The sequence below is a fragment of the Pseudoalteromonas sp. 0802 genome (assembly GCF_013350085.1).
GTDB lineage: Bacteria > Pseudomonadota > Gammaproteobacteria > Enterobacterales > Alteromonadaceae > Pseudoalteromonas.
The window spans coordinates 110,718-126,248 of record NZ_JABVXE010000008.1 but is presented as its reverse complement, the minus strand read 5'-3'; the positions used below and the strand labels follow the sequence as shown (position 1 = coordinate 126,248).

Sequence of the window (15,531 nt, the reverse complement as noted above, 5' to 3'; positions counted from 1 at the left end):
ATTTTATTTCCAAAAAGGACTTACTATGAAAAAGGCAGCTCTTGCACTTCTTACGCTACTTACACTTTCTGCTTGTAGCACCAGTGTGCCTATTCGTAACTTTGACGCAAACCCTGTACCGCAAATGGCGTCTGGCCAACATGACCTTGAAAGTATCAAAACCAATATTTTAAAAGCATGTATGAAACTAGGCTGGACGTGTCGTTCAAATGCCGAAGGTCAAATCTTAGGTAAACTTGATATTCGTAAACACCAATTACGCGTTGATATTACGTTTAACGAGCAAGAATATTCTATTGATTACAAAGATTCGATAAACCTTGATTACAATGGCAAAAAAATCCACCGCCAATATATCAATTGGGTTACCAACTTAATGCGCAATATTGATGCTGAATTAGCTTATAAATAAAATTGACTCAGAATCAGGTATTCAAAAAGGCGACCTAAGTCGCCTTTTTCTTTGCTAATTCTAGTTTTTTAAGTTCTTATCGAAGAACTCTAAAAACGCTTTCAACGTTTTAATTCTATACGGCTGGTGCGATAAGTAATGGTCGCCATCTTCGAGCTCAATGTAAGTAACATCTTTGCCTTCGTCTTTAAGTTCATCATCCATTTCACGACTATGATAAACAGGCACTACATTATCATCAGAGCCATGAACCAATAGCACCGGACGATTAATTTGCTTTGCAAAATTAACAGGCGACGCTTTTTCTAGTTTATCGCCATCAGTTCCAAATTGCTTACGCACAATTTCTTTATTAGTGAAATAACGCGCTTTACTAACAATACGCTCAAGATCAGTAACGCCAGCAAAGCTTGCTGCACATTTGAATGTTTCTGGGTGTTTAACCACCGCCATTAATGCAGCATAACCACCATAACTTGCCCCGCCAATACAAATTTTATCTCCATTAGCGATACCTTCTTCAACAAGCCAATTCGCCGCATCTTGCAAGTCATCTTGCATTTCTTTACCAAAACCTTGAACTGCAGCCATCTCAAATTCATGGCCATAGCCACTTGAACCACGGAAGTTTGGTTGCAGTACTGCATAACCATTATAAGCAAGTAACGCAGTCCAATAGTCAAAACCAGCGTAATCACGAGCCATTGGCCCGCCATGAGGGAACACAATAGTTGGTAATTTATCCCCTTCTTTGTAGCCCACAGGTAAAGTTAAATACCCTTCAATAGTTAAGCCATCACGAGCTTTATAACTAATTTTCTTTTTACCGCTGTAAACAGTTTCATCAACATCTGGAAATGCCGAGGCAAATGCAGTTAATTCGTTAGAATCCCGGTCACCCAACATATAGGTACCAGGGATTTGCTCACCTGAAACGTAAACCACATATTGACGCTGTTCTTTACTGGTATCAATAATATCAATATCAAACTTATCTGCCGGCAATACAGCGCGTAAGCCATTATAAAGGTTGTTTAAATCTTCATCCCAGTAACGGATCCCCTCATCTAATTGAGAGTGCGTAAACCCTGCTACTTCACCTGTAAGAGATGAATAGAATATATGACCGTCGAAGTCATAGTTATCATCGCTGAACACTAACTCTTTTTTCATGGTCGTTAGGTCCATTTTATAAAGCGCATCATAGCCATCTTTAAGAGCTTTGAAGTAAAGAATATTAGGGTCTTTATCGAAGCCCAAAACAGTCACTACATCAGGGCTAAATGCTTTATATTTGAATAACGTTTTACGGTTATCTCGATCTTCGTCATAAAGAATATATTCAAATTCGTCTTCATCCATTTTTAGGGCAATACGCACATTACCTTGGCGGTCTGCTGTCCAATCAATCACTTTACTACGTGAGCGCTGAATTTTTTTCTTACGAAGTGTACTTAAATCAAGTTCATACACGCCAGGGGCATTGGCAACATCAAAATCACCTTGAACTAAAATTTTATCTTTTTTATCGGGTAAAAAGCTGATGACCTGATCACCAAATTGCGGTTGGCGTTCATCACGATTAAAGTTAGGCTTTATAGCCAGTTTCGCCTTGCCATCACCACCAATTTTATATGCATATAAACGGGTAGAGGTATATTTAGGGCCACCAAATTGGCGTTGAATATAGCGGGCACCTAAAAGTAGTACCTCATCATTTGCCCATTCATACCAATCGAAGAAAATAGTGTGATTATCTGAACGAATAATAGAATCAGCTTCTTTAGTTTTACGGTTATAAACCATTAAAACCAGCTCACCATTTACATTTCGAATAAACGATAAATTTTTACCATTTGGCGAAAATTTTACTTGGCTAAAAGCGCGTAAAGAGGCGAATGATTCTACAGGGAGTTGTGTGTTTTCAGCAGCACGAGGCATTAAGCTCAGCACTGCAAAAAGAGTAAGCAGTAAGTACTTCATAATAAAGTCCATTTCTTTTTTATTGTCGCGGCAATAATAACATTAAATTAAAAGAAGACTAATTCAAAAAATTAGACACCTCTTCCATTCGTTTAAAACGAACGTAACGCTCGATTAATAGCATTATTAATTTAATTTTTGCTAATTATAATAGCTGCACAACTTCAGTTTTCTTAGGTGACATGATGAAAAAAGTACTTGTGTTAAATTCATCTTTAAATGGTGAACAAGGTAATTCAACCAAGCTTAGCCAACTATTTGTTGAGCAGCTTGCTAACAACCAACAAATTTCAGTAACAACTCGCGATTTAAGCGACAATGCGATTGCTCACTTAACGCAGACAGAAATGGCTGCTTGGATGACTGATGCAAACGAACGTAGCGATGAGCAAAAGCTACTTGCTGCAATTTCTGACGATTTAATTGCTGAACTTAACGATAACGAACTGATTGTTATTGGTATGCCAATGTATAACTTTGGTATTCCATCAACATTCAAAGCTTGGATTGATCGTATTGCTCGTGCTGGTATTACATTTAAATACACAGAGCAAGGCGCTGTAGGTTTAATTAAAGACAAAAAAGTAGTGGTACTTGCTGCGCGTGGTGGTGTATATCAAGGCACCGACATGGATACACAAACTAAATACTTAAAAGATGTACTTGGTTTTGTGGGTATGACTGATGTTAACTTTATTTACGCTGAAGGCCTTGCAATGCCTGGTGCAGAGCAAAGCTTAGAAGCAGCACAAAACGAAATAAAGGCTTTCGCCGCGTCACTTTAATGTGTGATTAATAAAGCTAGATATAAAAAAGCGGTCATCATGACCGCTTTGTGATTTACGCTGTGACCGATAACAGCGAATCACCTTCAGATAAACCAAACTTTTCTTGCACAGAGGCTAGAATCGCTTCTTTATCTTCTTCTCCCAGTTGATATGAATACCATCCAAAAGTGTGTGGGCAATATGCTACAAATGTGGAAACTTTGTGGATTGCTTTAGTAATTAATCTAAGTTGTGACTTGCTACGTATAACCACCAAAGCAATTTTCAACTCCACGTTTATGGCAGGCTCAAAAAAACAAAAAGTAAATCTTGTTTGGTTTAAACGTGACCTAAGACTATCTGATCATCAGCCACTTGCCAGTGCAATTGCATCAGAGCTGCCTTGCTTACTTATTTACAACTTTGAGCCCCTATTACTCGAAGACCCCCATTACAGCTTTAGGCACTGGCGTTTTGTTGCTCAGTCACTTAAAGATATCAACCAACAGCTCGAAAAATATAACGCTGAAATCGCCATTTATAATCAAGAAATGATTACCTTGTTAGAAACCCTTAGTGAAGATTTTGATATTGCAGGGGTTTATAGTCATGAAGAAATAGGTCTTTACAATAGCTTTGAGCGAGATAAACAGGTCAAACGCTGGCTAAACAGCAAAGTAATTCCATGGCACGAAACGCCACTTGGAGGTGTAAAACGAGCGCGACCTAAACAGTTTGATTGGCAAACACATTGGCATGGTGTGATGAACCAACGTCTTGTAACGCCAAATTGGCAAGCATTTAATGCAGTTCTGCCTAATAATTACCAAGCAGCGACCTGTATTGATGATTTTCTAAAGCACGACCCGCAGTTTCAATATGGTGGCCCTCATGCAGCCAGAGCTTGCCTACAGAGCTTTGTAGAAGAACGAGCAATGAACTACCAAAGTGGCATTTCAAGCCCATCAAAAAGTAGAGATTCATGCTCTAGGCTTTCGCCTTACTTAGCCTTTGGCAACCTGAGTCTCAGACAAGTTTATCAAACTCTAAAATACTATTTAGCAAAGCAGCCTTTAAGCTGGCGTCGCTCATTATATGCTTTCGAGTCAAGGCTTCACTGGCATTGCCATTTTATGCAAAAATTCGAAACTCAATGCAGCATGGAGTTTGCACCGCAAAATGCGGGCTACAAGCACTACCCTTATCGCGATGATGAACATGTTGCTGAGCACTTAAAGCGCTTTGAGCAAGGTCAAACAGGTATTCCCATTATTGATGCGTGCATGCGCTGCCTAGCAGCAACGGGTTACATTAATTTTCGAATGCGCGCTATGTTAGTCAGCTTTATGACTCATCATATGAACATTCATTGGCAATCAGTCAGCTTTATTTTATCGCGTTATTTTTTAGATTTTGAGCCTGGTATTCACTACCCACAAATCCAAATGCAAGCATCTGTCACAGGAACCAACACGATTCGTTTGTATAACCCAATAAAGCAATCTGAAGATAAAGACCCAGAGGGCATATTTATTAAAACATGGTGCCCTGAGCTTAAAAATTTACCCATAGAAGATCTCCACCAGCCATGGCAACAGCCGCCAATGGAGGCCTTATTTAATAACTTTAAACTCGGCGAAGACTACCCTGAGCCTATGGTAGATATTGAACATGCAGCCAAACAAGCACGTGAGCGATTATGGTCATTTCGAGAACGTGATGATGTAAAGCGTGGCACAAAAGCCGTACTGAATAAGCATGTGATAAGCCTTAAAAGACAACGACATGGCTCATAAAAAGCTTAATTTACCCAGCAAAACCTGCCCCGTTTGCGACAGGCCATTTATGTGGCGTAAAAAATGGCAACGTGACTGGGAGCATGTTAAATACTGCTCAGAACGTTGCAAGCGTGAAGCCAAAAGAAATATTGGCGTTTAAGTTGCACTTATATCGTTAACTTACAGTTTTCGGCACAAAACCCTGAAAGCCTTTCACGGTTGTCGAAAAAATTTACAAAGGAGATGACGATGACGATTAAAAAATCTGCACATACGAGTTGGTCTGGTGATATTAAATCTGGCAAAGGCTATATTTCTAGTCAAAGTGGCGCGCTTGAGAAACAGCCATTTGGCTTTAACACTCGCTTTGAAGATAAGCCAGGTACTAACCCTGAAGAACTTGTTGCAGCGGCACACAGTAGCTGTTTTAGCATGGCGCTATCGCTTGCACTAACTGAAGCAGGCTTTGTCGCTGACGACATAACGACCAAAGCAACAGTGAGCCTTGATGAGGTTGATGACGGCTTCGAAGTGAGCCTCATTGCACTTGATGTTAGTGCAAAGATAAAAGAAATTTCGAGCGAAAAATTTGAGCAACTTTGTGAGCAAACTAAGCAAGGCTGCCCTATTTCTAAACTGATGAATACCGAAATATCACTCACCACAACACTTAATTAATCTCTGTAGGCCAAGCACTGCTTGGCCTTTTCACAAACTAACAGACCCACAACACTTTATTACAATGTAAGTAGCTGCTTGTTGTATTATCTTTATGAAACAAAACCAAATACAACAAGGATATGTATGTTTAAACAACTAGCCCCTATTGCTCTGGCAACACTTGCTTATTCAAACTGCTCTATCGCAACAGAACAACAGGTGAGTAAACAATGGTTCAATAGTATCGACTATACGCACATAGAGAATCACAGATATAGTTTTAATGCTTACCAATTAGTGAGCCATTACTACTTTGAGGAGCAGCAAAGCTCTGGGGTACTTGATGATTATGGCTACCTAGATACAGATTCCAACATTCGATTGAATTACTTTAATAGCGATTACACTGATTATCTTGGCATGTTTGGTGAAGGGTATTATAAAAACTGGTTTGTTACAGGTGAAATTTACGATGTTGATGATACTGATCACTATACCTTAGGAATAGGCTACTTATTTGCCGATGCCTTAAAAGTCTCTGTAAATAGGGATGTGCGTGAATATGGTGATGATTATTTCCGCTTGAAAGCGCAGTATAACCTCCAAATCAACGATAAGGATTACCTTGGTTTTAGCGCAGAAACAGATGATGAACTCGACGTTTGGAATGTCTCTGCCAGATACTTTAATCATTTAAGCGGCAGCCATTACATTACCGTCGATGTTGGCCACCAAGACAGCCTTTATGAATCAGCAAGCAGTGCCATGATCAGCTATTACTTCGGCGATCACTATGCCATAGGTGCAGGGTTGGATGATTCTGAAATCGTTTTACAAGGTAAGTACTTTATTAACGATCGCTATTATTTAACCGCGAATTACACTGAAAGCGGCTCTGCTGAACTTTATAACCTTAAGTTTGTTGCCCAATTCTAAATAGGAATGAGTCACCAGTTTTAAACAAAAACGCCGCTATAAAGCGGCGTTTTCAGTTTATAGAATTACATATTACCTAGCTTCATCATCATTGCCGTGTACATTTTTAAGTTCAGTGCTAACTGCTCTTCAGTAATAAACTCATGCTCTGAGTGGCCTGTGTACTTTTTACCTGGCATTGATGGACCGAATGACACTGCATTATCAAATAACTTAGCATTTGTGCCACCACCAATTGACACAAAGCCCGCGTCTTTATCGCCGGTAAAGTGCTTAAAGATATCGAGTAATGCTTCTGCATGAGGCGCACCATCTAACAGCATTGGCGTACCAATTACCACTTTAGTGTCTTTTAAGGTGACATTATTAGTGGTTTGCCAAGCGCTAAGCGCTTCATTAATTTGCTGCTTAAGCACCGCTTCTTGTTTACCTACCGGACGACGCATATTAATCGACAATTTAATGTCGTTACCGTCACGGCTTAATAAGGTTGGCGATACAGTCATCGGGCCCATAAAGTCATGCTTGTAACCAATTTCACCGAATTGCGCGCCGTATAAATCAAGACCAATTAGCTGATTGATAAACTCAATTGCTTGGCCATCGCTATTGTTCTCAAGATCAATACCTTTGAAGATTTCTGCAAGGTGCGCAATGGCATTTTCACCCGCTTCTGGCTCAGATGAATGCGCTGAAATCCCCTTCACTTGGACTAACAAGCCATTGTCTTGCTCTGTCATCGCCACTTTGACGTTTTTAAGCTGAGCAACATTGTCGTGTAATTTAGCCACTGTCGCCGCATCAGCGTTATGCACTAACACGCTGGCATCTTCAGGGATTTGGCTAACAAAGGCGCCGCCTTTTAAGTCACTTACATATAAGCCTGTTTGTGCAGAGGTCGCAGAGAAAGTCGGCGCAATTAAGCTCCAGCCTTTTTCTGCAACAACCACAGGGTATGAAGCATCAATAGTGATAGCATATTTAGGTTGCTGATAGGTTTTCATGAACTCTTCGAGTGGTGCCCAGTCAGACTCTTCTGCAAGGTAAACCATTAATTCAATACGGTTATTTAATGTAATACCGTTGTCTTTAATCGCCTTCATTGCATGCAGTGCAGTCGCAATTGCGCCTTTATCATCTTCTGTACCACGTGCAATTAGCTTACCTGGCTCAGAGGTTTTATCCATTTCAAATGGACTTTGCTGCCATTTACTGGCATCAGCAGGTTGCACATCACCATGGGTTACTATGGTTACTTTGTCAGCTTGGTTACCCATGCCAATTAACACTGTGTAGCCTAAATCTTGATAATCAAAACCAAACTGCGCCGCTTTCATTTTTAAGAACGACTTAAAGCCAATGAAATCTGGGTTATCAGGAGTCGCTAGACCTTCTTTATTTACCGTTGGATACGAAACTAAATTCTCTAAGGTATGAATTTGCGCTTGTTGATATTGCTCTACCGCGTAGTTAGCCAGCTTTTCACTTTGCTCAGACACAGCAGCCTGACTAGAGAAAGCACTTAATAAAAATGCAGCAAGTAATGAATGTTTCAAGATAAGCTCCAGAGTTTAAGAAGGTTTTTAGAAAGTCGCCTTGATTGTAACGCTTATAACGCCGACATAACATCTCTAATTCAAGCAAAATAGATCGCTTAAAAATACCAACAAGGTACAATAGCCACTCACCCTATTAATTCGTTTGTTAGACTCATGAACCGCAGAAAAAAGATCTTCACTAAACTTAAGCAAAAAGATAAGCGCGCCAATGCAAAATTGCATAAAAGCAATAAACCGGCCTACATCTCAAAGGCAGAACGCGAAAAATTAGCACAACAAGAAGCTGAGCAGGAAAATTAAAATACCTAGCGGTCAGCGGTAAGGTTGTAGGCGCGATTTTATATCGCGCAACATAAAAAGATAACGCGCGAAATAAATTTCACGCCTACATCAAAAAACGTGGGAGCGGCTTTAGCCGTGAATAAAATAAAGCTGTTCGGCGTTAAAGCGCCTCCTACACCGTAGGCGTCACGCTTGCTTGGCGCGTCTCAAACGCCACCACAAAACAAACACCCTCGCGAGAAATAAATTTCACGCCTAGCAACTCAACTCTTTTCACACTCATTCACAAATTGTGCTTCACATAGTTCCGATTTTTAAGTATTTTAAAATTAATAAAATAACAACAATAAGATACAAGGGAATGAGACGTTTATTGCTGCTTAGCTGTGCGCTTTTATTAAGTGCATGCTCATCTAAAGTTACAAACATAAAAGAAGACCGAGACACACTATCTAAAGCCGATGAAGGCTACCTACTGATTGGCATTGAAACTAACCGCAGTTTAAAAGCCATTTATATTGATGGACCAAAGTCGCTTGTTCTTACGGCTAAGGATATTCGAAGTGGTAGCAATTATATTTTAGCGAATCTACCACTGGGTGATTACACCATCACACGCTTAAACTTAAATCGATATTCCTATCTTGAATTTGATAACGATGAAGAAAGTTGGCAATTCACTCTTTCTGCTAAAAAAATCAACTATGTAGGTCATTTAGATATTTCCACGATAGGTTTTTGGTATACCCGCTCTCACATTGTTTTAGAAAACAGAAGCTCTGAAGCACTGCAATACATGGAACAAAACTTCCCAACGATTTTGTCTGGTCGCTCGCTAAATTATGGCGGCCCCGGCGAAGACTCATTCTTTGATTATTTGGAACAAACATTTTCGCAGCAGGAAGCAAAATAATGAAAAAGCTACTTATCTTATTATTTTTTATCTTTCCCTTGCATGCTGAAATATTATCGAGTGAAGATTTAATGTATTCACCCGATCAAAGCCAAGTTATGGTCTCTCCCAGTGGCCGTTGGATCAGCTTTTTAGAAGCGCAAGAAGACAAAACCAAAACCCTCAACATCATCGATATGAAAACGATGAAAATGTACTATGCAGTTAAACTCAATGAAAAAGATAATTTTTATAATTATGAATGGCTGAGTAACGACAATATTTTCGTTCGTGTAAATAGCAAGTATGACTCAGACTATAACGCAGTAATTAATGTCACAGAAGGTGAAGAAAAGCCAAAGTTCGAACAGCATAAAGTAACAACCAAGGGATACATAGTTGATAGGTTATTAAACGATGCTGAACACATTTTATTCGCCAAACCAGGTAAAAAGAATACGCATCTTTATAAGGTTCCGCTCACTATCTTGTATAAAGATAACATAAGCTCCTTCTCCCCCATTGAGAAGGGCTTAAAAGGTGCTAGCAGCTATTTTTTTGATGAGCATAAACAGCAATTATTTACTGTTAAATTTGATATTGATGAAAAAAGCTTACAGTTTTTCTACAAGGTTATCGGGAGTGATAAGTGGATACCACTTTTTACACTCACAGACGCAGATTATCAGTTTTTACCAATTGGATTTACTGACCAAGATCACCTTGCCGTCATTACCAACAAAAATACCGATAAGAGTCAGGTGAGCCTTTTTAATATCAACACACAAGAAATCACCGACACACTCTATCAGCACCCCAAATATGACATTCAGTCGGCAGAACTTGATGATAATGGCAAACTTATCGCCGCCTCGTATATCAAGCATGGTAAATATACGACTGACTATTTTGTGGATACGTATAAACAGTTGCATAGCAAAGTTGCTGAAGCATTAGGGGATGAGCAATTCTTCTGGGTAAATAGCTCATTAGATGGAAAAAACCATATTCTTTACAACCATTCCTCAACGATTCCTGGTAAATACTTCTTATATAACGCCGAAGCTAACCACATTGAATTATTATTCTCTACCGATAAAAATGAAGACGTTAAGTACGCTAAAACAACGTTTTTTAACTTTAAAGCCTACGATGGAACTAACCTTGAAGGTTACTTAACCAAACCTATTAACAACGATAAGCAGGTATTATTAGTGATGCCACATGGTGGCCCGATTGGTATTCGTGAAAGTGATGAATTTAGCCCTGAGGTGCAATATCTTGCTTCCCGTGGTTTTTCTATCTTACGTGTTAATTTCAGAGGCTCAGCAGGGTTTGGTAAAGAGTTTTTAGAAAGCGGTGTTGGTCAATTTGGTAACCTTATCGAACAAGACATTTCTGCCGCAGTGGCACATATTCGTTCACAATATAGCTTTAAACATACCTGCTCTATTGGCGCAAGCTATGGTGGTTATTCTGCGGTGATGCTGGCAATTAAACACCCTGATATTTATGAATGCGTGATTGCAAGTTTTGGTATTTATGACTTACCTCTACTTTATAACGCAAGTAATATCGCTTTAACTAAAGATTATCAAGAGCTTATTGAGCGTACTGTTGGTGAATATAACCAAGATTTAAAAGATATTTCCCCCGTCTATCAGGCTACATCTTTAAAAGCCCCTGTTCTTCTTATTGCTGGCAAACAAGATGAAATATCGGGCTTTGAGCAAAGTAATCGCTTTTACTATGTTTTAAAGCGTTTAGGTCATGATGTTGAAAAAGCGTTTTTCGAACGCTCTGGGCATGGTCATCAGATTTGGTATTACGATCAAGTAGAAGCAGCTTTAGCTAACGACTTTCTTGAAAGAAAACTTAACCTAAACAGTACATTAACTAATTATACTGAATCAGAAAAGAAAGCAGTTCAACGTGATGCCATATTGTTAGCAGATACATTTGACAGTAAAACAATAGAAACTGATCGTACAAAAGAAAGCTTTGACTACTACCAATTAGCTGCCAACTTAGATCATGATCGAGCCATGTTTAATGTCGGTAGTTATTATCATCGTGGCGATAATAGGCCTATTGATATTAAAAAAGCTATTGAGTATTACAGCCGCTCGGCGGAATTAGGCTATGAGAATGCAAAAGAAAGACTAAGTTTTATCTATTCCTACAGTTTACTTGTGGAGCCTGACTTCAAAAAAGCTCAAAAGTACTCTCAAGAACTTTATGATAAAGAGCAAACTGCTAAAAACACATTTAACTTAGCAGTAGTCAATTGCATTGCTGATATTAAATTTAGAAATACAGAAAAGTGTTTAAGCTTAATAGAAGAGTATGCTGAAAAAGTTGGCAATAACTCAAACGGAGAAGTTAGAGAGCAAATAGCCCTGCTAATGCTGGAAGGTCAATACTCGACTCAAGAGCGAGAAAGGCTTCAAAAAGTAATTAAAAAACTATATGGGCTTGATTATCCAAATGCGATTTTAGAGTTAGAACGGGCTGGATTATTTAAACTAGTTTTATCTGAAAAATTTAATGGCCGTTCTAGTGTCGAGCAACTCAATGATGATACGGAATTTTCATATACACTGAACGAAAAACAGCGCTTTGGAATCGAGTTTTCAATGAACCGCGAGGGTATTGATAATCGTAAGGATCGCTTGGTTATATTTACCAAATGGCACTTCAAACCAAGCTCTCCTGAAGAAAATGAAAATGTTTATTACCAAACTTTATGGGGCAGCCCTCTTGATGAATGGTTTACCTACCGCACTTTAGATGAAACATCGACGCCAGGTACGTGGACACTAGATGTGATGGGCGCAAACCAACAGTTGCTCTATCAAAACACCTTTAAAGTGACGGCTATCAACTAAACTCAAAATGCGCAATTTCAATCAGGTAACGACTTAGGGGCCATGGCAAACTGGCCCCACTTCTGAAAAGCATTGACGAGTAACCATGAAAACGAAGCAACAACAACGCATTGAGTTAGTCTGTGACTACATTAGCCAGCATCTTGATGAGCCTTTATCACTGGAGACACTCAGTGAGGTGGCATGTTGTTCGAAGTATCATTTTCATCGTTTATTTGTCGCTGGAGTTGGCCTAAGCGTTACCAAATATGCGCAGCTTGCGCGCTTAAAGCGTGCCTCATTTCGACTTGCATTTGAACATCAACTTAAAATTATTGATGTTGCATTAGAAGCACAATTTGATAGCCCAGAAGCATTTAGCCGTGCTTTTAAGCGCACCTTTACGCAGTCGCCAAGCGAATTCAGAAGCAAACCAAACTGGCCTAATTGGCACTCACAGTTTGAATTTTCATTACCTGACAAAAAGGTTTGCCCTATGAATGTAAACATTGTTGATTTTAAAGCACAGCCGGTGGCTTTACTAACCCACCAAGGCGCTGCTAATACCCTGATGAATACCGCTGCACAATTTATTGAGTGGCGCAAAGAATCAGGCTTCTCACCTGTTAAAACCAGTAACACATATGGGATCCCGTATAGCGATCCGGCCACCACTGAAGACCATGCATTTCGTTTTGACTTTGCAGGCAGTATCACCTCACCGATTACTGAAAACCCGCAAGGTGTGCGAAATGGTGAAATTCCAGCAGGACGCTGCGCCGTTGTTCGTCATAATGGCTCTCATGACACCATTAGCGAAACAGTTTACTACTTATACCGTGAATGGCTGGTGCAAAGCGGCGAAGAAGTCCGAGACTTCCCTTGCTTCTTTCATTATCTCAACCTCATCCATGAAGTTGATGAATGTGATCTGCAAACGGATATATATTTGCCGATAAAATGATTGCGAGTTTCGAGGCAAAGATTGTAGGCGCGATTTTACATCGCGCAATATAAAAAGATAACGCGCGAAATAAATTTCACGCCTACAACAGCTTATTTCACATTTGTATCAAGCACGTGACCTGACTTGCTAACTTTACTCTCGTAACTAGAAACTCTGGTTTTATGATCTGAAAGCTGACGGCTGATAGCTGAGAGCTCTCTTTCCCCTAGCAGCTTGCTAACTTTACTCTAGCAACTCGCTAACTCCCTTCTCTAAAACCTATAACTCACACTGGCATTATACGAGCGGCCTTGCCCTGCAAGTTGTTCAAAGCCATTACTCATATCTTGCTTATAATTAGCAATGCTTACTCCGCCAAGTGGCTGTTGGTAATATTCATCAAGTAAGTTGGTAATTGCTAACTTAAAGGTTAAATTTTGCCACGTTTTCTGACTTGATATAGCCAATAGCTGATAACTGTCGGTTTGGTTTTCTAAACGGCGCTCATCAACATGGGTTTTACTATCAACCCATTGCCAGCTCAGTGCGTTTTGCCAGCCTTTGTATTCGTGCTCTAGGCTCAGCTCAGTGTGCAGTGGCATAATTTGATATAAGTCTTCATTGCTATCATCACGTTCGCCATGAGTACTGGTTAGTGAGCCTTTTAATTGCCACTTTCCTGCTTGCTTTGTGTTGTAAAGTTCAATTAAGCCTGCCAGTTTTGCACCGTAAAGAGTGGCATCTAAATTCGTAAAGGTAAGAATATTACGCTTGGTATGCGCCATGTCAGTGCGATTAAAGCTCTTAGTCACTTCAGCATCAATATAATCATTTACTTGCGTGTACCAAACATTTGCCGTTACTTGCCAGCTGTCGTCTTTGGCTAATTTGGTGTAGCTAGAGCTCAATGTGTGAGCTGTTTCGGCTTCTAAATCTGGGTTACCAATGTAACCATTACCATCGCCAAACCAACCAATCATGGTGGTTGCCATCGTACCTACACCCCAGCTGTAACGCTCATATAAATTAGGTGCGCGGTTTTTACGAGCTAAACCAAATTGCAGCTCATCGTTATTCGATAATTGATAGCGAGCAAGCAAGCTGATATCAACTAAAGTGTCGTCACGTTTACGGTCTAATTGGTTAAATTCCATCGCAGCTTGGGCGTCGGTTTTTGACATATCCATCATTGAGCCCATATTAGCCATGCCGCTCATGCCACCTTCGTTATAAGCCTGCACTTCGCCAGCATCTGTGGTGACTTGCTCAACTCGAACACCTGCCGACACCCACCATGCTTGGTTTACTTGGTTTTGGTACTCAGCAAATGCCGCAAGGCGGTCACGTTTGCCATCGTTAATGTTTACGTATTCATTTGGGCCCATCATCATTGACCCTGCAACCGCCGGCCACCAATCATCAATTCGATAACCGTAATATTCTTGCCCTAGCATTAATGATGACTGTTTTGATAAGTCAGTGCGCCAATGAACTTGGTAACTGTAATCTTGTGCATCGGTATTCATTGGCATCATGCCGGTTTTCTCATTACTGAAAAAACCCATTTCGTGTTTTACATCATGCGCATTCACTTGCACCTGCAAATCACCATTTTCAAGCTCACGTTGATACTGAGCCACAAAACCATAGCTGGTGTTATCGGTCATATCCATGTATTGATTAGGAAAGCCTTGGTAAGGAATTTTTTGATGCGTCAGTTTAACTACAAGTTGTTGTTTCTCACCACGAACAGCGCCCGTTAACGCATGATTTTGCACTCGATATAAGGTATCAAGTACACGCTCACCATGCCCATCATCATAGCTGTTCGCATCTTCAAAGCTGCCTTGGTAAGACAAGCTAAACTGTTTGCTCGCAAGGCTAGCACCTAGCGCGTATGCTTGGCTGTCGTTAACGCTTTTGTATGCTGCTGTCACATAGCCTGCGTGCCAGTTCACTGAGTCTGAATCACTAAATTCAGGGGCAATCGTATTTACCCTAATAACGCCGGCAATATTATCACCGCCACTGCTTACCGGTGATACACCAGCAACGACACTGTAAGAGGCAATTTGGTTTGCCGACACATATGAGAGTGGCGGATTCATTTGGTTAGCACACGCTGCTGTAACATCAGCACCATCAACTAAAACTTTAACTCTATCGCCCATCATGCCGTTCATCACCGGCAAGTTAGACACCCCTCCGGCCGCTGAAAAATCAACACCTAAATCTTTCAGTAACGCGTCTGCAGAGCCAACTAATTGATGGTTATTTTGGGCATGACCTTGTACTTCTATCACTTCAATAGAATCATCAGCAAAGGCCGAAATACTTAATAAACAGCTAAGTGCTGCAGCAATTTTAGAAAATAAAAAACCAGGGCGAGAAGATTGCGTGTTCATAACTCTTTTAAAATCAAAGCAAATTATTAATGACGCTGATTATA

The 15,531-nt window shown here is 40.1% G+C and carries 13 protein-coding genes; 10 read left to right on the top strand and 3 right to left on the bottom strand.

Annotated elements, in window-relative coordinates:
* Positions 1–25 precede the first annotated feature (25 nt).
* Positions 26–412, top strand: coding sequence for a hypothetical protein (locus HUS61_RS13855; protein ID WP_054561969.1), 387 nt, complete (start codon positions 26–28; stop codon positions 410–412).
* A 60-nt stretch (positions 413–472) separates the two neighbouring features.
* On the opposite strand, the gene HUS61_RS13850 is transcribed toward HUS61_RS13855, so the two are convergent.
* A complete protein-coding gene (locus HUS61_RS13850; RefSeq protein WP_175082754.1) occupies positions 473–2,395 on the bottom strand; it encodes a S9 family peptidase in 1,923 nt (640 codons plus the stop codon).
* Between the two features lie 185 nt (positions 2,396–2,580).
* Here HUS61_RS13850 and HUS61_RS13845 point away from each other — a divergent pair, with 185 nt between their 5' ends.
* From HUS61_RS13845 to HUS61_RS13825, 5 genes are all read left to right on the top strand, one after another.
* Complete coding sequence (locus tag HUS61_RS13845) at positions 2,581–3,180, top strand: FMN-dependent NADH-azoreductase (protein ID WP_175082753.1); 600 nt, start codon at positions 2,581–2,583, stop codon at positions 3,178–3,180.
* Positions 3,181–3,461: 281 nt separating this feature from the next.
* On the top strand, positions 3,462–4,958 hold the full coding sequence (locus tag HUS61_RS13840) for a cryptochrome/deoxyribodipyrimidine photo-lyase family protein (RefSeq protein WP_175082752.1): 1,497 nt from the start codon (positions 3,462–3,464) through the stop codon (positions 4,956–4,958).
* Positions 4,948–5,100 carry a DUF2256 domain-containing protein gene (locus HUS61_RS13835; protein WP_082401584.1) on the top strand — a complete coding sequence of 51 codons (153 nt, stop codon included), beginning with the start codon at positions 4,948–4,950 and terminating at the stop codon, positions 5,098–5,100. The genes HUS61_RS13840 and HUS61_RS13835 overlap by 11 nt, the downstream gene beginning before the upstream one ends.
* Positions 5,101–5,189: 89 nt before the next feature.
* Positions 5,190–5,618 (top strand): OsmC family protein, encoded by a 429-nt coding sequence (locus tag HUS61_RS13830; RefSeq protein WP_175082751.1) that lies wholly within the window; start codon positions 5,190–5,192, stop codon positions 5,616–5,618.
* Positions 5,619–5,744: 126 nt separating this feature from the next.
* Entirely contained in the window at positions 5,745–6,536 is a 792-nt protein-coding gene (locus HUS61_RS13825) for a putative porin (RefSeq protein WP_175082750.1), read from the top strand.
* Between the two features lie 65 nt (positions 6,537–6,601).
* Here the strand turns inward: HUS61_RS13825 and HUS61_RS13820 are convergent, their stop codons facing one another.
* Entirely contained in the window at positions 6,602–8,092 is a 1,491-nt protein-coding gene (locus HUS61_RS13820; RefSeq protein ID WP_175082749.1) for a dipeptidase, read from the bottom strand.
* 156 nt (positions 8,093–8,248) lie between these two features.
* Between HUS61_RS13820 and HUS61_RS13815 the strand changes: the two genes are divergently transcribed.
* The 4 genes from HUS61_RS13815 (at position 8,249) to HUS61_RS13800 (ending at position 13,100) form a co-directional block, all read left to right on the top strand.
* Positions 8,249–8,395: a DUF2986 domain-containing protein gene (locus HUS61_RS13815; protein WP_082389188.1), complete on the top strand. Its 147-nt coding sequence runs from the start codon at positions 8,249–8,251 to the stop codon at positions 8,393–8,395.
* A 343-nt stretch (positions 8,396–8,738) separates the two neighbouring features.
* On the top strand, positions 8,739–9,290 hold the full coding sequence (locus HUS61_RS13810; RefSeq protein WP_130166958.1) for a hypothetical protein: 552 nt from the start codon (positions 8,739–8,741) through the stop codon (positions 9,288–9,290).
* Positions 9,290–12,157, top strand: coding sequence for a prolyl oligopeptidase family serine peptidase (locus HUS61_RS13805; protein ID WP_175082748.1), 2,868 nt, complete (start codon positions 9,290–9,292; stop codon positions 12,155–12,157). Before HUS61_RS13810 ends, HUS61_RS13805 begins: the two co-directional genes overlap by 1 nt.
* An 85-nt stretch (positions 12,158–12,242) precedes the next feature.
* On the top strand, positions 12,243–13,100 hold the full coding sequence (locus HUS61_RS13800) for a GyrI-like domain-containing protein (protein ID WP_175082747.1): 858 nt from the start codon (positions 12,243–12,245) through the stop codon (positions 13,098–13,100).
* 254 nt (positions 13,101–13,354) lie between these two features.
* On the opposite strand, the gene HUS61_RS13795 is transcribed toward HUS61_RS13800, so the two are convergent.
* Positions 13,355–15,487 carry a TonB-dependent receptor gene (locus HUS61_RS13795; protein ID WP_175082746.1) on the bottom strand — a complete coding sequence of 711 codons (2,133 nt, stop codon included), beginning with the start codon at positions 15,485–15,487 and terminating at the stop codon, positions 13,355–13,357.
* Positions 15,488–15,531: the final 44 nt, after the last annotated feature.